At 68.3% G+C, this 19169-nt stretch carries 16 protein-coding genes; 7 read left to right on the top strand and 9 right to left on the bottom strand.

Features of this window, described 5'->3' with window-relative positions:
• Nucleotides 1-5 precede the first annotated feature (5 nt).
• The 6 genes from ACFQQL_RS17110 to ACFQQL_RS17085 form a co-directional block, all read right to left on the bottom strand.
• Entirely contained in the window at nucleotides 6-1124 is a 1119-nt protein-coding gene (locus tag ACFQQL_RS17110; protein ID WP_382396370.1) for a Gfo/Idh/MocA family protein, read from the bottom strand.
• Nucleotides 1121-1924 carry a ThuA domain-containing protein gene (locus tag ACFQQL_RS17105; protein WP_382396369.1) on the bottom strand — a complete coding sequence of 268 codons (804 nt, stop codon included), beginning with the start codon at nucleotides 1922-1924 and terminating at the stop codon, nucleotides 1121-1123. Before ACFQQL_RS17105 ends, ACFQQL_RS17110 begins: the two co-directional genes overlap by 4 nt.
• 46 nt (nucleotides 1925-1970) lie before the next feature.
• A complete protein-coding gene (locus ACFQQL_RS17100; protein WP_382396368.1) occupies nucleotides 1971-2783 on the bottom strand; it encodes a carbohydrate ABC transporter permease in 813 nt (270 codons plus the stop codon).
• Nucleotides 2784-2789: 6 nt separating this feature from the next.
• Entirely contained in the window at nucleotides 2790-3752 is a 963-nt protein-coding gene (locus ACFQQL_RS17095) for a carbohydrate ABC transporter permease (RefSeq protein ID WP_382396367.1), read from the bottom strand.
• On the bottom strand, nucleotides 3749-5020 hold the full coding sequence (locus ACFQQL_RS17090) for an ABC transporter substrate-binding protein (RefSeq protein WP_382396366.1): 1272 nt from the start codon (nucleotides 5018-5020) through the stop codon (nucleotides 3749-3751). Before ACFQQL_RS17090 ends, ACFQQL_RS17095 begins: the two co-directional genes overlap by 4 nt.
• A 79-nt stretch (nucleotides 5021-5099) precedes the next feature.
• Nucleotides 5100-6098 (bottom strand): LacI family DNA-binding transcriptional regulator, encoded by a 999-nt coding sequence (locus ACFQQL_RS17085; RefSeq protein WP_382396365.1) that lies wholly within the window; start codon nucleotides 6096-6098, stop codon nucleotides 5100-5102.
• A gap of 380 nt (nucleotides 6099-6478) precedes the next feature.
• On the opposite strand from ACFQQL_RS17085, the gene ACFQQL_RS17080 reads away from it, so the two are divergent.
• The 7 genes from ACFQQL_RS17080 to ACFQQL_RS17050 all read left to right on the top strand — a co-directional run bounded on the left by ACFQQL_RS17080 (nucleotide 6479) and on the right by ACFQQL_RS17050 (nucleotide 14608).
• On the top strand, nucleotides 6479-7222 hold the full coding sequence (locus ACFQQL_RS17080) for an SDR family NAD(P)-dependent oxidoreductase (RefSeq protein WP_382396364.1): 744 nt from the start codon (nucleotides 6479-6481) through the stop codon (nucleotides 7220-7222).
• A gap of 104 nt (nucleotides 7223-7326) precedes the next feature.
• The gene (locus ACFQQL_RS17075; protein ID WP_382396363.1) at nucleotides 7327-8673 is read left to right on the top strand and encodes an ABC transporter substrate-binding protein; all 1347 of its coding nucleotides are present in this window, start codon (nucleotides 7327-7329) and stop codon (nucleotides 8671-8673) included.
• Between the two features lie 80 nt (nucleotides 8674-8753).
• The gene (locus tag ACFQQL_RS17070) at nucleotides 8754-9713 is read left to right on the top strand and encodes a carbohydrate ABC transporter permease (RefSeq protein ID WP_382396362.1); all 960 of its coding nucleotides are present in this window, start codon (nucleotides 8754-8756) and stop codon (nucleotides 9711-9713) included.
• Between the two features lie 50 nt (nucleotides 9714-9763).
• Nucleotides 9764-10582: a carbohydrate ABC transporter permease gene (locus ACFQQL_RS17065; protein WP_382396361.1), complete on the top strand. Its 819-nt coding sequence runs from the start codon at nucleotides 9764-9766 to the stop codon at nucleotides 10580-10582.
• A 74-nt stretch (nucleotides 10583-10656) separates the two neighbouring features.
• Nucleotides 10657-11940, top strand: coding sequence for an aspartate aminotransferase family protein (locus tag ACFQQL_RS17060; RefSeq protein WP_382396360.1), 1284 nt, complete (start codon nucleotides 10657-10659; stop codon nucleotides 11938-11940).
• Nucleotides 11937-13409, top strand: a complete 1473-nt coding sequence (locus ACFQQL_RS17055) for a M81 family metallopeptidase (RefSeq protein WP_382396359.1) — start codon at nucleotides 11937-11939, stop codon at nucleotides 13407-13409. The genes ACFQQL_RS17060 and ACFQQL_RS17055 overlap by 4 nt, the downstream gene beginning before the upstream one ends.
• Nucleotides 13406-14608 (top strand): mandelate racemase/muconate lactonizing enzyme family protein, encoded by a 1203-nt coding sequence (locus tag ACFQQL_RS17050; protein WP_382396358.1) that lies wholly within the window; start codon nucleotides 13406-13408, stop codon nucleotides 14606-14608. Before ACFQQL_RS17055 ends, ACFQQL_RS17050 begins: the two co-directional genes overlap by 4 nt.
• A 9-nt stretch (nucleotides 14609-14617) precedes the next feature.
• Here the strand turns inward: ACFQQL_RS17050 and ACFQQL_RS17045 are convergent, their stop codons facing one another.
• The 3 genes from ACFQQL_RS17045 to ACFQQL_RS17035 form a co-directional block, all read right to left on the bottom strand.
• A complete protein-coding gene (locus ACFQQL_RS17045; protein WP_382396357.1) occupies nucleotides 14618-15949 on the bottom strand; it encodes a GH39 family glycosyl hydrolase in 1332 nt (443 codons plus the stop codon).
• Nucleotides 15950-16115: 166 nt separating this feature from the next.
• Nucleotides 16116-16937, bottom strand: a complete 822-nt coding sequence (locus ACFQQL_RS17040) for an IclR family transcriptional regulator (RefSeq protein WP_382396356.1) — start codon at nucleotides 16935-16937, stop codon at nucleotides 16116-16118.
• Nucleotides 16938-17331: 394 nt separating this feature from the next.
• Nucleotides 17332-19041, bottom strand: coding sequence for an outer membrane protein assembly factor BamB family protein (locus ACFQQL_RS17035; RefSeq protein WP_382396355.1), 1710 nt, complete (start codon nucleotides 19039-19041; stop codon nucleotides 17332-17334).
• Nucleotides 19042-19169: the final 128 nt, after the last annotated feature.

Raw genomic sequence — 19169 nt, 5'->3', positions numbered from 1 at the left:
CCAGGTCACGGACGAGGTGACGTCCGCGCACCCGACGGGTGGAGGGCGGCGCGGACGGAGGTCCAGGAGACCAAGCGGGCCCGCACGTCCTCCCGGGTCTCCTCCGCCAGGGCCTGCTCGTAGGCCCGGTCCAGCACGTCGTCGACGATCACCCGCGTGCCCGTGGTGGCCGACTCGACGGCGGCCTCGACCATGACGAGGCTGAGCACGTTCTCGTGCACCTCGCCCATCGGCGTCGGGCCGCCGTCGAGCGCGGTGAGGAAGTCGGACAGGGAGCCGGCGATCCCTTCGCCCGGCTCGTCGTGCCCCGGCAGCTCGGCCGGGTCCACCGGCGGCTGGCGATCCACCACCGGGTCGTGGTCGCCGTCCCAGCGCGCCGTGCCGCTCGCGCCCGAGAGGCGCCAGGATCCGTTCCAGGACGTCTCGGCGCCGGGGCTGCACCAGCTGCCGGTGTAGACATAGCGCAGGCCGCCGGTCATCTCGAAGACGGCGCTCGCCGCCGCGTCGCCCGAGTACCAGCTCCACGGCGGGTTGAACTCCTCGCAGTAGACCGAGACCGGTTCGGCGCCCAGGAGGAACCGAGCCGTGTCGAACGGGTGGATGGCCATGTCCACCAGGAGCGGGTGCGGCATCTCCTCGCGGAACCCGCCGAACCGGGGCGCCTTGAAGAACTCCGTGGTGAGCACGCCGAGCTCGCCGAGCGTGGCCGCCTGGTCGCGGAACGCGAAGAGCTGGCGGTTGTAGCGCCGGGACTGGCTGACCACGAACAGCTCTCCGGTGACCTCACTCGCGGCCACGAGGGACAGGGCGCGGGAGACGGTCTCGGCCACCGGCTTCTCCCCGAGCACCGGCAACCCGGCGGTGAGTGCCGCCGTCGTCACCGGGTGGTGCGCGCGCGGGACGGTCACGTTGACGACGGCGCGGGCGCCCGTCTCGGCGGCGAGGGCGACGGCGTCCGTGCCGACCGGGACGTCGTCGGCCCCGGCGTCGGCGAGGGCCTCTCGTGCCGCGTCGAGGTCGAGGTCGACCACGCCCGCCAGCTCCGCGCGCGGCTCGGCGAGGATCGTCGCCAGCCAGGCGCGCCCCATCCCGCCTGCTCCGACGAGGATCAGCGGTGTGCTCACCGCACCTCCTCGGACTGTGCCTCCTCGTCCTCGGACTTCAAGGGGCCCTCGTAGCCGTGCCCCTGGTAGAAGTCCTCGGTCTCGTACCGCAGCAATGTCGGCGTGGTGCGCTCCGGCCGCAGGGTCACGGCCCACTCGACGGCGTTCGAGATGACCCTGCGGACGCCGTCGTGGAAGTAGGTGGGGTACTCCTGGTCGCCGGGGCGGAAGTAGAAGATCTTGCCGAAGCCGCGTCGGTAGGTGATGCCGGACCGGAACACCTCGCCGCCGGAGAAGGAGGAGATGAAGACGATCTCGTCCGGGGCCGGGACGTCGAAGAACTCTCCGTACATCTCGTCCTCGTCGATGATCATCGGGTGCGGGATGCCCTGCGCGATGGGGTGCGTGGGGTCGACGGTCCAGACCAGCTCGCGGTCGTGCTCGGCGCGCCACCGCAGGGTGCAGGTGGTGCCCATGAGGCGGGTGAAGACCTTCGACCAGTGACCGGAGTGCAGGACGATGAGTCCCATGCCCTCCAGCACGTGCCGCTGGACGCGCTCGGCCACCTCGTCGGAGACCTCGCCGTGGGCGGCGTGGCCCCACCAGGTGAGGACGTCCGTCTCCCGAAGCACCTCCTCGGTGAGACCGTGCTCGGGCTCGTCCAGCGTCGCGGTCCGCACCCGGACCCGTTGCCCGAGGTTGGCCTCGATGCCCTGGGCGACGGCGCCGTGCATGCCGTCCGGGTAGCGCTCGGCGACCTCGGGCTCGAGCTGCTCGTGCCGGTTCTCGCCCCAGACGGTGACGCGGATCGGGTGGCTCATAGGTGTTCTCCTTCTCGTGTTGCGGTGGCGATGGCGGGTCTGGTGGTCACTTGACCGCGCCGCCGGTGACGCCGGCGGCGACGTACTTCTGGGCGATGACGAGCAGGATGACCGCGGGGATGGAGGCGAGCACGGCGGTCGCCATGACCGAGCTCCAGTCGGCCACGTAGGCGCCGAGGTAGTTGTAGATGCCCAGGGTGACCGGGCGGACGTCCTCGGTGGTCGTCAGGGTCAGCGCGAAGAGGAAGTCGCTCCAGGTGAACAGGAACGTGAACAGCCCTGCCGTGATGAGGGCGTTGCGGCTCACCGGCAGGACCACCGAGACGAACGCGCGTACCGGGCCCGCGCCGTCGACCAGTGCGGCCTCGACGATTGCCGGGGGCAGGGACTGCATGAGCGCCCGGCAGATGAGGATCGCGAACGGGATGCCGGCGGTGGAGTCGGCGAGGATGAGCCCCGGGATCGAGTTGAGCAGCCCCAGCTCCGCGTAGGCGTTGTAGAGCGCGTTGGCGATGACGATGCCGGGGATCATCTGGCTGATGAGCACGGCGAACAGCACATAGTTGGCCCAGGGCAGCCGGAACTGTGCGAGTGCGTACGCCGCCGGTACCGCGATGACCAGGGACAGCACCACGCTGCCCAGGGAGACCAGGAGGCTGGTGAGGAGGTTGCCGCCCTGCTCGGCGAGCGCCGTGCGGTATCCGCTCAGGTCGGGGGAGAGAGGGAGCCAGGTCGTCTCGATGGTCGCGCCGTTCGGCTGCAGCGAGGCGTTGACCATCCAGTAGATCGGGAACAGCAGCACCGCCATGACGGTGACGCCGATCGCGGTGTGGAGCCAGGGACGGGTCACGGTGGTCATCGGGCCTCACTCATCCACGGCGCGCCGGTTCAGGCGCAGATAGACGACGGCGAAGACCAGGGAGATGAGGATGAGGATGTTGCTCACCGCGGCCCCCTGGCCGAAGTCGAACGTCGTGAAGGACAGCTGGTAGGACTGCGTGGTCAACGTCTGCGTGGCGTTCGCCGGCCCGCCGTTCGTCAGGCCGAGGATGATGTCGAGGACCTTGAGCGTGTAGACCACGCCGAGGACCAGGACCACGGTGACCACCGGGCGCAGCATGGGCCAGGTGATGTGCCGGAAGGCTCGCCACCGGGTGGCGCCGTCGAGCGCCCCGGCCTCGTAGAGCTCGTCGGGGATGCCCTGCAGGCCGCCGTGGAGGATCACCGCGTTGAACGGGATGCCGATCCAGATGTTGACCGCGATGACGGTCAGCAGCGCGAGGTCGGTGTTCGTCAGCCACGGGATGCCGGTGTCGGTCAGCCCCGACGCCATCAGCGCCCGGTTGAGTGCGCCGGCGTCCGTGTCCAGCAGCCACTTCCACACGGCGCTCGCCACGATGAGCGGGATGAGCCAGGGGAGCAGGAGCAGTGAGCGCAGCAGCCCGGAGAGCGGGAAGCGGCGCCGGAAGAACAGTGCGAGACCGAGGCCGAGGGCGAACTGCCCGGCGATCGACCCGACGGTGAACAGCACGGTGTTCGTCAGCGCGGTCCGGAAGAGCGGGCTGCCGATGACCTCGCGGTAGTTGGCCAGGCCGGCCCACGGCGCCTCGCCCGTGAAGAACGTGGTGATCGTGTAGTGCTGGAACCCCATGAGCACGTTCTGGACCACGGGGTAGCCGAAGAAGAGCGCGAGATAGAGGATCGCCGGCCCGAGGAACAGGGCTGTGACGGCCCGCCGGTGGCGACGGCGGCCGGTCGCCCGGCCCGCGCCGTCGGCCGTGCGGCTGCGGGCACGGGTGCCGCCCGCCGCTGTCGTCGTGGTCGTCATACGTACTCCTCGGCTTCGGCGAGCGCCTCGCGCGGCGAGGCCTGTCCGGACAGGGCCAGCTGGACGGCGGTGTAGAGCGCCGTGGCCGTCGTCGGCCAGTCGGCACCGAGCCGGGCGGTACGGGCGCGGGCGTCCTCGATGAGCCGGACGAACGTGTCCATCTCCGGCCGGAGCCGGCGGTACTCGGCGGCCAGGGCGGGCTTGCCCGGCACGGTGTAGCGACGCCGGCCCATCTCGAGCTGGCTCTCGTCCGAGAGGAAGGCGGTCAGGAACTCGCCGGCGAGCTCCTCCTTGGCCGTGTTGCCGGTGGCGGGCACGGTCCAGACCTCGCCGCCGAGCGGGGCGGCCGGGGTCTGGGACGGGACGCGCACGGGCAGGGGCACGACGTCGTAGGACAGGTCCTCGATGGTCGACATCTCGGGGATCTGCCAGGGCCCGTTGATCATCATCGCCGCCCGACCGGCGATGAACTGGTCCTTCACCTCGACCTGCCCCCAGTTCAGGACCGAGGAGGAGGCCGACCCGTCGGCGACGAGGTCGGCGAGCAGCCCGAGGGCCTGGGCCCCCTCCGGGCTGGCGATGTGGCGCTCGTCGGCGCCGTTGGTCCAGAAGAACGGCAGGAACTGCCACGCGCCCTCGTAGGTGGCGTTACCGCAGAAGGCGATCCCGTACCGGCTGCCCTCGGTGAGTGCCGCGGCCGTCTCGCGCAGCTCCTCCCATGTTGCCGGCGGGTCGACGCCGGCCTCCTCGAGGGCACGGACGTCGTAGAAGAGGGCGATGGTGTTCACCGTCGGGGCCAGGCCGTAGACGCGTTCCTCGTGCGTGCACGCCGCAGTGATGCCCTCGGCGTACCCGTCGGTCGGGATGCCGAGCTCGTCGAAGGGGCGCAGCGCCGTCGTGGCCGCGATCTGCTGCAGGTTGGGGTTGTCGAGCATCAGGACGTCGGGCAGCGTGCCCGAGGAGCCCTGCTGGAGCACGCGTTGGACCAGTGCGGCACCGTCGACGGACACGCGCTGGAGCGTCACGCCGACGCGGTCGGCCGCGGCCTGGAGTGCATCGCCGATGATCGAGCTGTCGGGCTCATTGGCGTAGGAGTCGAGGATCCGTAGCGTGCGTGGCCCGGCCTGCGCGCTCTGGCCGCAGGCGGACAGCAGTCCGGCGAGGGAGCCGAGCACACCGGCGGTCGTCACGGCACGCCGGGAGACCGGGCGGCTCGGCAGCGGCGGGAACCGGCCGGCCCGCGCTGCGGGAGCGGTGCGGCCGTTCATGGTGCCTCCTGCGGCGTCGATACGTATCGATCTCGCATGTGCGGAACCTTCCTCGTCCGTGTCGGTCGATGTGGGTGCGTCAGCGGCGGGTGGATGCCCGGCGCACGAGGGTCGCGGGCACGAGATCGACCTCTCGGGCCTCCGGCGCGGTGCCGTCGAGAAGGGCGAACAGACGCTCCATGACGCGCCGCGACACGTCCCTAGGTTGGGTCGAGACGGCGGTCAGGCCTTGCTCCTGGGCTTCCGCCTCCGTGCTCAGGGCGACCACGTCGACGTCGGTACCGGTCCGCAGACCCAGGTCCGAGAGCGCGCGGACCGCCTCGGGTATGGCCGCCAACAGGATCAGTCCCGGACGGTCGGTGCGGTCGGCGCACGCGTCCGCGAGCACCGGGCGCACGTCGTGGTCACCGGGGACTCGGTGCCACCTGAGCTCGACGTCCCGGGCCGCGGCGGCCCGCTCGACGCCACGAGTGAGGCGCGGGACGTAGTTGTAGTTCGTCTCGACGACGTCCCGCGGCCAGCCCAGCACGTCGACCGTCCCGTGGCCGAGGTCGGCGAGCTCGTCGACGAGCAACGCGCCCGCCCCCTCGAAGTCGAAGTCCAGGCACTCCAGGCCGTGAGTGTCCTCGGGCACGCCGATGAACACGACCGGCAGAGGGAGCGTCCGGGCGATCCGTGCGCGCTCGTCGTTCGTCCCCACCTCCATGACGACGACGGCGTCGCAAAGCGAGCGGCCCACGACCCGGCGAAGCCCGTCGGGCCCCTCGTCGGCGGTGACCAGGAGGACGTCGTGGTCACGCCGGCGGGCGGCGAGCGTGATCTCCTCGACGAACGCCATGAGCCGTTGCGCCGTCGAGGCCGACCGGAACGGCATGATGACGGCGATGGCGTCCGTCCGGTGCCCGGCCAGGGCACGGGCGCCGGCGTGCGGGTGGTAGGTGAGCTGGGCGATCGCGTCCTCGACGCGGCGGCGGGTGGTCTCCGAGATGGGGCGCTTGCCGCTCATCACGTACGAGACGGTGCTCTGGGAGACGCCCGCGATGCGGGCGACGTCCTTGCTCGTGGGGGCCTTCCGCACCGGTGCACCTCCCCGTCGTCGCGGCCGGTCGGCGCCGGTCCCGACCCGGCGTCGATACGCATCGACGGTCGAGCGTAGGGATAGTGCAGGGCCGACGCAAGCGGCGATCGGGCCGCCCTGACCAGCGCAGCCGTACAGTCCGACTGGGGGCATGGAACTCGATGCGGATTGACCTGCCAGAACTTGGATGACAAACTCACGCATCAACATCTGAGTCTTCAAGCATGGTGACGACTCAGCTCACGCAATCGCTGCGGACGTCGTGCACGCAAACGGATGCGTCGGCGAGGAGTTGCAATGGCTCTCGAACCAGCTGCTGCAGGGGAACATCGCGGCAGTTGCGGGCACGTCTCCAGGTCTTGCGAATCGGAGGCGACCTGATGACGGCGCGAGTTGCGGTCGTCACCGGGGGTGCTCGGGGAATCGGGCGGGAGATCGCCTGCCGACTCCTTTCCGACGGACATCGTGTCGCGATCCTGGACGTTCTCGAATCCGCGACCAAGACCGCCGGCGAACTCAGTGACCGCGGTCGGTGTCTCGGCCTGCGCGTCGACGTCTCCGACGAGGGGGCGGTCGCTGACGCCTTCACGGCAGTGTCCGGGGCGCTCGGACCGATCGGGGTCGTGGTGAACAACGCCGCACTCACCGCCGTCCACCGCCCGTGGGAGAGCGTCACCGGTGACCAGTGGGACAGGACAATGGCGGTAAACGTTCGCGCCGCATTCCTGTGCGCACGGGCCGGCATCGAACAGATGCGGCCCCAACGCTGGGGGAGGGTCGTGAACCTCTCGTCCGTGACGTTCCTGTCCGGGCAGCGCCACCTCATCGACTACGTGTCGTCGAAGGGTGCGATCGTCGGCCTGACCCGCTCGCTCGCGCGCGAGGTCGGCGCCGACATGATCACGGTGAACGCAGTCTCGCCCGGCTCCATCCGGACCGAGATCGACGTCGAGAACTTCCCCGACCAGGCGGCCGTGGCCGCGCAGCAGGCTGCTGTCCAGGCGATCCCCCGGCGCGGCACGCCCGCGGACATCGCGGGGGTCGTCTCATTTCTCTGCAGTGAGGACGCCTCCTTCATGACGGGTCAACTACTCAACGTCGACGGCGGCTGGTTGATGCACTGAAGCGACCGGGCCGGCTCGTCCCGGCGTAAGACGCGAGACTTGACGCGGTAGCTCGGGTGGTAAAGTCTAAGTGCACCATGCGAACTACGACCGATGGAGGCCAGATGTCGCGCAGAGGTTTTCGGCTCACTCGCCGGCGGTCTGTCCTGGCCGTCACCGGCGCCGCGGTTGCTCTCGCTGTGGCGGCCTGCTCCGGGGGCGACACGGGTTCCGGCGATGACGACGTTCAGAGCCTCGATCCTGACGAAGTGTCCGGAGAGATCACCGTGTGGTCTTGGTCGACCAACGCATCCGACCTCGCTGACCTGTTCATGGAGGAGTACCCGAACATCGAGGTCGAGATGGTGGACCCAGGTGGCGGGACCACGACGATGGAACGGCTCCTCACGGCATTCCAGTCCGGCAGCGGTGCGCCGGACGTGGCGATGATGGAGTACAACTTCATCCCGCAGTTCGCGCTGACCGGCGACATCATCCCGATCGATGATCTCGGCGGCGCCGAGATCATCGACGACTACATCGACAGCATCGCCAATCAGCTCACCGTGAACGATCAGGTGTACGGCACGCCAATCGACGCGTCGCCCATGGCCTTCCTCTATCGGGCCGACATCCTCGAGGAAGCCGGCGTCGAGCCACCCACCACCTGGGACGAGTTCGCCGACGCCGCTGCGAGGCTCCAGGAGCACGATGCCGGCACGTACCTGGCGAACAACCCGATTGCTGACGGGTCGTTGCGAAACCTGCTCTGGCAGACCGGGCAGAGCCCCATTGCGATCGACGGCGAGAACATCACGATCGACTACGACAGGCCCGAGTATCAGCAGGTGCTCGGCTATTGGCAGCGGCTCGCCGAGGAGGGGGTCACCGGCGACTTTCCGAGCGGATCACCCGAGTGGAACGCAGCCATGGCCGACGGCACGCTGGCCGGCTGGATCGGCCCTGCGTGGGCCCCGGTCATTCTCGGCTCGGCGGCTGAGTCCAGCGCCGGGGAATGGCGCGTCGCTCAGATGCCGACCTGGGAAGAGGGGGAGCGTGCTTCCGCCGAGTGGGGAGGTAGCGCTTACACGGTGACGTCACAGAGCGACAATCCGGAAGCCGCGGCCGCGTACGTGACCTGGGTCAACCACGCACCCGAAGCCTACGAGCTGCTTTACGAGCTCACCGGGTCGTTCCCGGTTCTGACCGAGTACGTGGAAGATCCTGATTTCGTGGCCGAACCGTTCGAGTTCTTCGGCGGCCAGCCAGTGAACCAGGTGTTCGCCGAAGAATTGCAGGCCGTACCGGGGAACTGGCAGTGGTCGCCGTTCAACTCCATGGTGAACCAGGTGACCGATGAGGCCTTCACCGCCCTTCGAGAAGGCGAGATGACCCCCGACGAAGCCACGTCATTGATCCAGGAGGAACTCGTCGCCTACGCGGCCGAGCAAGGCTTCTCCGTCAACGAGTAGTGCCCGGACGGCGGCGGCCCGGGTGGAGCGGGACACCGCCTGCACCATCCGAGTTCGGACGATGGGAAGGAGATCGGCACGTGGCCAGCGCTTCCGCGAGGCAAGGTGCAGCGCGCCCGATGGGCGGCAAGCGCCCCCACCCCTCCGCGGTGCGTGCAGGCAGTGCCCGACGCGCCGGTTGGTGGACACCGTACGTCCTCGTCGCGCCGTTCTTCATCGCGTTCCTTCTCTTCACCGTCGGTCCGTTGCTGCTGGCGGCGTACAACTCGTTCTTCGAATCGCGGCTCGTTGGTGGAACGAGCTTCGTCTGGTTCGAGAACTACGCGGAGGTATTCACCGACGACAGGTTCTGGGAGGGCTTCGGAAGGATCCTCCTCTACGGTGCGGTGTTCACTCCGCTCACGATCGGGCTCTCGCTCTTCCTCGCCCTGATCGTCGACGCCGGCGTGGTCCGCCATGGCGGCTTCTTCCGCACGCTCTACTTCGTCCCATACGCCATCCCCGCAGTGGTCGCCACGTTGATGTGGGGCTTCCTTTACGGGCCGACGATCAGCCCGCTCAGTGACGTCGCATCCTGGCTCGGTCTCGACTCCTTCAACCTTCTCGATCCGTCGGTGGTGCTGTTCTCGATCGGAAACGTCGCGGTCTGGACGTACACCGGATACAACATCCTCGTCTTCTTCGCTGCTTTGCGGTCGATCCCGGCGGAGATCTACGAGGCCGCCGTGCTCGACGGTGCAGGCGGGTGGCGCATCGCCTGGAGCATCAAAGTTCCAATGATCAAACCGGTGCTGACGATGGTCGCGATCTTCTCGATCATCAATACCATCCAACTGTTCACCGAGCCGATGGTGCTTCAGCCGCTGGCGCCGCGAGCGATCGAGTCGAACTTTACGCCGAACATGTACGCGTACTCCCTGACCGCCGGCGGTCAGCAACTGAACTACGTCTCCGCCCTTTCCTTCGTGCTCGGTGCCATGGTCATTCTCATGTCGGTTGTCTACGTACGCGTCACCAACCGGCGGGAGGCCGACCGATGAGGCCCGGGTCGAGCGGCCGCGCCACGCCGCGGCCGAACACTCTCGCCACGATGACGTTCATCGGTTTCGGCGTATACGTGCTGATGCCGATCTACTGGCTCCTTGTCAACGCCACGAAGTCGACCTCGGACCTGTTCGCGACCTTCGGGTTCTGGTTCTCCGATACGCCCCAACTCTTCCAGAACGTGCGCGACGTGCTCAGCCATGGCGACGGCATCTTCCTCCGGTGGATGGGTAACACGGTCTTGTACTCGTTCAGCGCTGCGGCCGGCGCGACCCTTTTGTCCTTCATCGCCGGATACGGGTTCGCCAAGTGGCAGTTTCGCCTGAAGAACGCGCTCTTCTGGACCGTTCTCGCGGCCATCATGATTCCTGGTGCCGCGTTGGCGGTGCCTACGTACCAACTGCTTTCCGGGCTTGATCTGATCAATACGCCGTGGGCGGTCATCCTGCCCTCCGTCGTCAACCCGTTCGGCCTTTACCTGCTGCGCATCTACATTGACAGCGCGGTTCCGGACGAGATGATTGACGCGGCCCGGATCGATGGCGCCGGTGAGGTCCGAATCCTCCGCAGCGTGGTGGCCCGCGTCGTCAGCCCGGGCCTCGCGACCGTCTTCCTGATCAGCTTCGTCGCGACCTGGAACAACTATCTCTTGCCACTTCTGGTGCTCACCGAGCCGGAGCTGCAACCGGTGACCCTCGGCCTGACTAACTGGAACCGGCAGTCGCTCGTCCCGACCACCGGGAGCGAGGTCCTCTACAGCCTCGTGGTCACCGGATCGCTTCTTTCAATCATTCCGTTGGTCATTGCCTTCGCATTCATGCAGCGCTTCCTACGCAGCGGCCTGACCATCGGCGCCGTCCGCTGACCCTCCAACGGTCGTGCGCGAGTCGACGTGCGGCCCTCAGGCATCCCCATGGCAGTCGAAGAGAGGTACTTCCTGTGAGCACCACGATCGCATCGTCCTCGGCCGAGTTCGACCGGAGGGCTCGGCGCAGGCTGCCCGGTGGCGTCAACTCCAACGTCCGGCTCGCGGCACCACGGATCTACTTCGAGCGCGGGGCAGGGGCACGTCTGTATGACGTGGACGGGAAGGACTACGTGGACCATCTCCTCGGGCAGGGCCCGAACATTCTCGGGCACGCGCCGGAACCCGTGCAGAGCTACGTTTCGTCGGCAGTGCGCCGGGGCATGGTGTACGCCGCCGAGCACGAGGAGGAACTGATCGCCGCCGAACAGGTCTGTGACATCCTCGACTGGCCGGACATGGTCCGGTTCGGGGTGTCCGGCACGGAGAGTGTGCAGGCGGCCTTCCGACTTGCCCGGGCCTTCACCGGTCGGCGCCGCATCGTTCGGTTCGAGGGGCACTATCACGGATGGCTGGACAATACTCTCGCGGCCTTCCCCGCCGAAGGGGGATGCATTCCCGCTTCTGCAGGTCAGGTCGGCGACTATCTCGAGGACACGGTTATCACTCCGTGGAACGATCTCGACGCGGTCCGTCAGCGCCTGGCCGCGGACGACGACATCGCGGCAATCGTCACCGAGCCGGTGATGCTCAATGCCGGCGCGATCGAACCGTGTGCCGGCTATCTCGAGGGCCTGCGCGGGTTGGCGGACGAGTTCGGCGTCGTGCTCATCTTCGACGAGGTCATCACGGGGTTCCGAGTGGCGCTGGGCGGCGCCGCACAACGCTACGGCGTCACGCCGGACCTTGCCGTCTATGGCAAGGCCGTTGCGGCGGGCTGGCCGGTCAGCCTGCTCGCTGGACGCGCTGACCTGATGGAGCGCTTCGGTACCGGCGAGGTGAACCACTCCGGCACCTTCAATGCGTCGGTCATGGCCGCGGCCGCGGTTCGGAGCGCGACTGCCACACTGCGGGACACCGATCCGTACGACCACATCGAGAAGCACGGGCAACAGCTCATGGAAGTGATCCGGGACGCGTCGAACCGGCATCGTCTCGGGCTGCATGTCCAAGGCCTGGGGATGGCGTTTCACACGTCCTTCGGACCCGAGGCACCGATCACCGACTACCGCGGTGTCGCGCGTACCGACGGAGCCAAGTACGGACGCCTGGCCCGTTTCCTGATCGAGCACGGCGTCTGGGTTGCCGAGCGGGGCGTGTGGTACGTCAGCGCCGCACATGGCGACCAGGACCTTCACGACGCGGAGAGCCGCATCGACGCTGCCTTCCGTGCGTTCGCCCGTAGTGAGGTCGCATGAGTTCTCGGGTGGGTGTGCTGGGCTTCTTCCACGAGTCCAACACGTTCGCGGGCCGGCACGTCACAGAGGCGGATGTGCGTGCAGCGTGCCGCCATGGTGGAGCGATCGCGGCGGAGCACGCCGGTGCGGGCACGGTTGTCGCGGGCTACCTGGACGCGGCGCCGAAGAGTTGGGAAACGGTGCCGCTGGTATACGTCGAGCTTGTGCCGTGTGGACCGCTGGAGCCGCCGGCCGCGGCGCGTATCGAAGTGATGCTGCGCACCGCGGTACGCGATGGCGGCCCGTTCGATGCCCTGCTGATCTGCCTGCACGGCTCCGCAGCGAGCACAATGGAACCCGACCTGGACGGGGCACTGCTCGCGGCTATCCGTGCGGACGTGGGTCCGGACGTACTCCTCGGTGTCACGCTCGACCTGCACGCGAACGTCACCACTCGGCTGGTAGACGCCGCCGACGTGATCGCCGGTTACCGCACCAATCCACACATCGACGCGCGCGTGCGGGCCGCCGAAGTCACGCGGGCGATCGAGGGCTGCCTCGAGGAGGGTGTGCGACCGAGCGTCGTCGACATACCGGTGCCGGCCACGGTGCATATTCTCGCGCAGGGGACGAGCACGGCGCCTATGGCGCCGTTGATGGCGGCCGTGGATGACGCGGCATCGGCGGAGGGTGTCCTCGCAGCGTCGCTCTTCCAGGGGTTCCCTTGGGCCGACACCCCGGACATCGGTATGCGTGTCGTGCTCACGACTCGCGGAGACCGTACCGAGGCGGAGCAGCTCGCGGTCGGAATCGCGCAGCAATGCTGGGGAGCCCGGGAGGATTTCGTGCCCCGGGCCCTGAGCCCCAGGGACGCCCTCGGCGCGCTCGGCCACGGCACGACTCTGCTCCTGGACATCGGCGACAACATCGGCGCCGGCGCACCCGGGAACAGTACCCGCCTGTTGCACGCAGCGATCGACGCCGGCGAACGAGCGACCGTAGCGGTCTTGGCCGACCCCCGGGCGGCTGTGGTCGCCGCGGCGGCCGGCGTGGGGGCCGTTCTCGAGCTCACTCTCGGCGAGCCGCCGCTGCCGGTGGCCGCAACTGTGCTCGCCATCTCCGACGGACGTTACGAGGACACAGGACCTACGCACGTGGGCCATCGATACTTCGACGCCGGGACCAGCGCTGCGCTCGAGCTGAGCACCGGTCAGCACGTCGTGGTCTGCAGCCGCCCGGTGATGCCGTCATCCGTCCAGCAGCTCCGCGCGCTCGGACTGCATCCGCGTGACCACCGTCTGGTCTGCGCCAAGGGGGTGCACTCCCCGTTGGCGAGTTACGGCCCGCACGCGGACCACGTCGTCTTCGTGGACACACCCGGTGTCACGGCGAACGACCTCAGCCGGTTGACCTACCGAAATCGCCCGATTCCACTGTTCCCGTTCGAAGACCCTGACCCCGCCCTCACGCCTCGGAAGCGCACACGATGAAGATCACAACCATCGAGACCATCTATCAGGGCGCTGACTCCGCCATGCCCGCCCTCGTCTTCGTGCGCGTACGGACCGACGAGGGGATCCACGGCACCGGCGACACCTTCTACCTGCCCCAGACCTGCATCGCCGTCGTCCACGAGCACATCGCTCCCGCATTGCTCGGTAGCGACCCACGGGACGTCGAGGCGCACTGGCGTTCGCTCTATCAGGCGTACGCGCGGTTCGGTGGGCGCGGGGCCGAGCTGCGAGCCCTCTCTGCGGTCGACGTGGCGCTCTGGGACATTCTCGGCAAGTCCCTCCGAGCCCCGGTCCACCGCCTGCTGGGAACGGCACACCACACGGTACCCACCTACAACACCTGCGGTGGCCCCCTCTACGCTTCGGTTCGCGGCGGGTCCCAGGCTGGGTTCGGCAGCTCCCGTCGATACGGGAAGCTCGACGACTTCGACGCCTTCCTCAACGCTCCCGGACAGCTTGCACGTGAGCTGGTAGACGAGGGCGCCAAGGGGATGAAGATCTGGCCGTTCGACCGGTACGCACAGGAGAAGGGTGGTCGGGCGATCGCCGCCGAGGACCTTGCCGCTGGCGTTGCCGTGGTCCGAGAGATCAGGGAGGCGGTGGGCGATGCGATTGATGTGATGGTCGACGGACACGGACTCTGGGAGCTCACTCCGGCGATACAGATCGCCCGGGCCCTCGAGCCCTACGACATCACGTGGGTCGAGGACCTGGTTCTGGCCGACAAGCCGCACGTGCTCGCGCGCCTACGAGCCGCGAGCACGGTGCCGGTCTCGGTCTCGGAGTATCTCGTTACGCGGGACGCCTACCTCCCGATCCTCCAACAGGAGGCGGCCGACCTCGTGATGATCGACCCGACATGGGCCGGCGGGATCACGGAGAGTCGCAAGATCGCCGTCCTCGCCGACACCTACGGACTGCCGGTCACGTATCACGACTGCACCGGGCCGTTCACGCTGCTCGCCGGGATCCACCTTGCCGCCGCGACCCCGAATCTGCGCTACCAGGAGTCCGTGCGTGCCTATCTGCGGGTCGTCTACCCGGAGATGGTCACGGACGTGCCGGAGGTGGACGACGGTGTGATCGCCGTGCCGCAGGCGCCGGGCCTGGGCACCGAGCTGCTCGCCGGGATCGAGGACCGTCCTGGTGCCGAGGTGCGGGTGACCGCCTTGTAGGTCGGTGCGTCAGCTCAGTGGGACGGTGCTGATCATCAGCACGGTCCCGGCGGGCAACGTTGTGGTGAGTTCGACGTCAGGTCCGGTGGCCAGGACGGTCTGGGTACATTCCAGGTCGTGGTGGTCGTCCACCCAGTGCAGGTGGTACCGAACCGGTGCGTCGTCGGCCTGGCCCGAAATCGCGAGCCGCAACGGAGCCGAGGCTCCTTCGAAGCTGCTGACCACCACGACGGTGCCGTCGTCGCTACGGCCAGCGGCCGCGACGACGTTGGTCCCCTCCGGCTGTTCCACCGTCGCGCTGACGCGCACGTCACGGGAGAAGAGTTGCGCGCAGGCGAGCATCCCGAAGTAGTTCTTCTGCGGGATGCCGAACTCGTCGAACAGCCCGAACCACTGTGTGTCCCCGCTGAAGTAGTGCGCTTCGTCGACGTGTGCGTCCTGCAGCATGATGAGCGACGACGCGGCGAAGGCGCCACCTCGCGCGCTCCGGTTGCGCAGGTGCATCGCCTTCGCCGACGCGCCGCCGGTGGTCCACTCGCCAGCCCAGTTCCACTCGGTGAGGTAGCTCTCGACCTGTGTCAGGCCGCGCTCGTCCAGGAGGTTGCGAACAGTCCTCGCACGGCGGACGAGTGCTCCCGGGTCAGCGGCGTAGTGGTGCCAGGAGAAGAAGTCGAGAGGCAGGTCGTTACTCGTCACGTAGTCCACGAACGCGGGACCAAGTTCCCCGTCCACGTGCGCCACGACCGGTCCGCCGACCCGGAGGCCAGGGTCGTACTCCTTGATCGCGCGCACGGCGACGGCGTAGAGCTCGAGGTACTGCTCCTGGGTCCCCGACCACATCTGTTCGCCGACATCTGGCTCGTTCCAGATCTCGAAGTGTCGGATCCCGAAGTGGTGCCCGTCGGCCCATCCATCGTTCAGATGACGGATGACGCCGATGCAGATCCGTGCCCAGTGCGTGTAGTCCTCCGGAGGAGCCGTCTCGTACTTGCGGTCTGTCCATTCGATACTCGTGCCGAGGCGGTAGACAACCTTCCCGGTCAGGGGCGTCACGGACTGCAGATAGTCATCGGTGCGGTCGAAGCGATAGCTGGCGGGATCGTGCGGGTCCGCCGAGAAGTCCGGAAAGATTGATGGAATGTCCACCACGACCGGTCCGGGCCAGCCGGCATCGTGCAGCCTCGTGGACGGGAGATTGAGCCTGCGGTGCCATGGCGTGAGGTCGATGAGGCCACCGAAACAGATCGGCCCGTTGTTCACGCCGTGGAGCGGCGTGAATGTGCCTACTTTGGTGGCGAGATCGATATCGATGGAGATCGTCGACGTGCGGGAGTCGGGCATGGCTCGATGGCTCCAGGCGCGCATAGGGACGTAACGGCACCGGCAACAGGTGCCGTGGAGGCAGGAAATGGTGATGCACTGCGTCGGCTTGACTTACATAGCAAACTCAGAGCGTGTATTGCGCACTAAGCGTGCCAGGTCGAGCCCCTGGGTGGCAACGTCTGGCTCATGCTGACGGGACGACGTCCCGGCCCTCGCCGGCAGGAAGGAGTTCCGCGACCTCGGAGCAGGCCTGCATCAGCCGCGCACCGATCCGCTCGACTGCTCGAGGCGTCATTCGGGTGGCGGGCCCGGAGATGCTGATGGCATGCCGCGCAGCGGCTCCGGTGGGCGGGATGGTTGCCGCCACGCAGACGGCCCCGAGCTCGTTCTCCTGGTCGTCGATCGCGTAGCCGCGTGCACGCACCCGTTTGAGCTCGGCCTCGAGCACTGTCGGGTCCACGATGCTGTGCTCGGTCATCCGCGGTGCCGGAGTGTGTGCCAGCGCGGTACGTGCTGCGCTCGGGCCGAGTTGAGCGAGCAGTGCCTTGCCGAGCGCGGTGGAGTTGGCCGGGTGCCGCACGCCCGGCTCGACCGTCATTCGGAGGCTGTGTGAGCTCTCCAAGATGTGCAAATACTGCACTTCATGATCGATGAGCGTGCCGAGATTCACCGTTTCCCCGAACTCGTCCCTCAAGGCCGTCATCTGAGGTGTTGCCAGTGAGACCACGTCTGTGCCGCGATGAAGTGCTGCGGCAGCCGCGTAGAGACGTGGGCCAGGTGCGAACGTCCGGGTTTCGTCGTCCTTCACGACGAACTCATGCTCGACGAGTGTGTTCAGAATGCGGTAGACCGCAGCCTTCTCGATTCCTGTTGTCTGGGCGAGTTCGCCAATGGTCTGCGGCTCACCCCAGACGACCCCCTCCAGCACGTCGAGCGCCTTCGCCACCACGCCCACGGTGTGCTGCCGCCCCTGCGGTCGCCCTGCGACCTCTTCGTCAGTTCGCATACCGAAATGGTAGCTCGCACGCCTCGTCGTGGGCTCGCGAGCGGAAGGACAGTGGCGTACGGCGCGCCTGGTCGCGAGGAGGACCCGAGGTTACGGGCGTGCCGTCATGCGGGTGACGACAGCTGTAGTACGGGCGGACAACGCAGCCAGTCACGGTTCGTTACGCCGACACGACGTCACGACTGACCGGGACCATGTGCCCGGCCGGCTTGCTGACTAAGGTGATCGCCTCGTTATCGACCGGGAGTGAGTAGGCGCCGTCCGCGTCCCGTCGTGACGACGTCCCAGGCCGTTGGACACCGCGACGCCGTGGACGCCCGGTGTCCGGCGTCGCATCGACGAACAGCAGCCGTACAGCGCGGCGAGTGGTCGGGGAACCTGAGGCGTCGACCACCTAGCGAAGACCGATGATCGTCCACTGGTCGGCGGCCGGGAACAGATCGATCATCGTCGTGCCGCCCACCCGGAGCCACTCGTTGAAGGCCGGCGCGGCGGTGACGCCCTCCCAGAGCGGAGACCGGGTGACTCCGTCGGGGCCGATCCGGAGGATCTCGTAGCTCTCAGCCTCGCCGGAGCCGAGCGCGCGAAGCACTGCGGTGGTGCCGTCCGGCATCGCCTGCATCGGGTCCTCGTTCGCAGCGTTGAAGACAAGTGGCGCGGTCGACGACTTGAGAGCCTGCTCCCAGAGGATGTCGCCCGTCCGGGGATCGATGGCCGTCATGAGGTTGTGCCTGCCGAGATCGGTGCAGGTGAGGAAGGTCAGATGCTCGGCGTCGACGTCGAGCCTGGGGTCGCATCCGTCGAGATCGGGATTGCGGGTGCGTCCGTCCGGCACGGTCACGTCCTGCTCCCAGATCGGCTCGCCGTCGCGGAGGTCGACCGCGAGCACCTCGCCGAGCTGACTGCTCTGCGCCACGTCGCCCGTGACCGCGACGCCGGTCCCGGGGACGACCTGCAACGGCGGAGAGCCATTCCGGTCCCACAACACGTCGCCGGATGCCAGGTCGACGGCGACCGATCGCCAGCCGTCCCCGTTCCCGGACCGGACCGTCGTCAGCAGCGTCTCGCCGTCGTCGCCGAAGAACAGGTCGTGTCCGGTCTCGACCTCCCCGGCGATCATCGTGGTCCACAGCCCCGAACCGTCGAGGTCGTGGGCGATGAGTTCCGATTCCTCCGATCCCGGGCGGACGGTGACGACCATCTGCTCGGTGACCGCGAGCGGCGTGCCGACAGGTCCGAACAACTCAGCCCGGACGTCGCCCGAGTCCGCGCCGAGCACGACCACCCTCGGAGGTGCCGGATGTCGGTCACCGGCCGCGGTGAAGAGGGCAGCGAGAAGACCACCTTCGGCGGAGACGGCCAGCGGGTTGCTGCTGTGCGCGAGGTCGGAGCGTCTCCATTCCCAGCGCCACTCGCCGGAGCCCGGGTCGAGCATCCGGATCCCACCGGGTGCCGCGGCCCCGAGCGCGAGGCCTCCTGAGGTCGCTGCCATCCAGGCACGACCGGCGTCGTGCGAGCCCCCGTAGGGCTGGCTCTGCCAGGCGACGTCCCCGGTGAGGGTGGAGGCGAGGTCTTGTGCCGGGACGGGGGCGCTGACACGGGTGTTGTGCCGGTGGACTCTGTCGTCCGCGTACGCGGGGAGCAGTGTGCCGGCCGCGGCCACGACGCCCACGGCAACGGCGGCCGGCAGGGCGCGGCGCCAGCCGAGCCGCACCGGCGGGCTCCGGTCGTCGGTGCTTCGTGCCGCGAGCACGGTGGTGGCAGCAACGAGCACCGCGCCGGCGGCCAGGAGAGCGGGCGCCATACCGCCGAGCGGTAGGGCGTTCGACATGGGGTCCTCGGTCTCGGGAGGCGCAGGGCGCTGCGTCCACGCGACCACCGCCGCCACACCGAGGACCCCGACGAGGACCCCGCCCACGACGCGCAGGCCGCGTGAGTCCAGCGCCCCGGGTGCCACGAGGCTCGCGAGCAGCGCCACCAGGACCGTCGGGATCGTCCACCGGACGTCCGCCGGCACGCCGTCCGGGGCGCGTCCGGCGAGCCACGCCACGAGTCCGAGGACCGCGGCGCCGGAACCGAGGCCAGCCAGCAGGGAACAGAGCATGGCCGCCCTGAAACGTGGTGCCCCCCGGTCCATGGCAGGGAACTCTAGCGCCGAAGGGGCGTCATCTCGTGATGCGAGTGGTCAGTCCGGGCAATCACGGATGACAGCGCAGGCCGACCATCGCGGTA

It is taken from the genome of Georgenia alba (genome assembly GCF_042665525.1).
Classification (GTDB): domain Bacteria; phylum Actinomycetota; class Actinomycetes; order Actinomycetales; family Actinomycetaceae; genus Allobogoriella; species Allobogoriella alba.
Note: the sequence above shows the minus strand (reverse complement) of the source record. Positions and strands in the feature narration are given on the sequence as shown.

Bases quoted from the DNA above. Each gene is read 5' to 3' on its own strand.
- ACFQQL_RS17105 (WP_382396369.1), bottom strand. From the start codon at position 1,924: ATGAGCCACCCGATCCGCGTCACCGTCTGGGGCGAGAACCGGCACGAG.
- ACFQQL_RS17100 (WP_382396368.1), bottom strand. From the start codon at position 2,783: ATGACCACCGTGACCCGTCCCTGGCTCCACACCGCGATCGGCGTCACC.
- ACFQQL_RS17095 (WP_382396367.1), bottom strand. From the start codon at position 3,752: ATGACGACCACGACGACAGCGGCGGGCGGCACCCGTGCCCGCAGCCGC.
- ACFQQL_RS17090 (WP_382396366.1), bottom strand. From the start codon at position 5,020: ATGAACGGCCGCACCGCTCCCGCAGCGCGGGCCGGCCGGTTCCCGCCG.
- ACFQQL_RS17080 (WP_382396364.1), top strand. From the start codon at position 6,479: ATGACGGCGCGAGTTGCGGTCGTCACCGGGGGTGCTCGGGGAATCGGG.
- ACFQQL_RS17075 (WP_382396363.1), top strand. From the start codon at position 7,327: ATGTCGCGCAGAGGTTTTCGGCTCACTCGCCGGCGGTCTGTCCTGGCC.
- ACFQQL_RS17065 (WP_382396361.1), top strand. From the start codon at position 9,764: ATGACGTTCATCGGTTTCGGCGTATACGTGCTGATGCCGATCTACTGG.
- ACFQQL_RS17055 (WP_382396359.1), top strand. From the start codon at position 11,937: ATGAGTTCTCGGGTGGGTGTGCTGGGCTTCTTCCACGAGTCCAACACG.
- ACFQQL_RS17050 (WP_382396358.1), top strand. From the start codon at position 13,406: ATGAAGATCACAACCATCGAGACCATCTATCAGGGCGCTGACTCCGCC.
- ACFQQL_RS17045 (WP_382396357.1), bottom strand. From the start codon at position 15,949: ATGCCCGACTCCCGCACGTCGACGATCTCCATCGATATCGATCTCGCC.
- ACFQQL_RS17040 (WP_382396356.1), bottom strand. From the start codon at position 16,937: ATGCGAACTGACGAAGAGGTCGCAGGGCGACCGCAGGGGCGGCAGCAC.
- ACFQQL_RS17035 (WP_382396355.1), bottom strand. From the start codon at position 19,041: ATGCTCTGTTCCCTGCTGGCTGGCCTCGGTTCCGGCGCCGCGGTCCTC.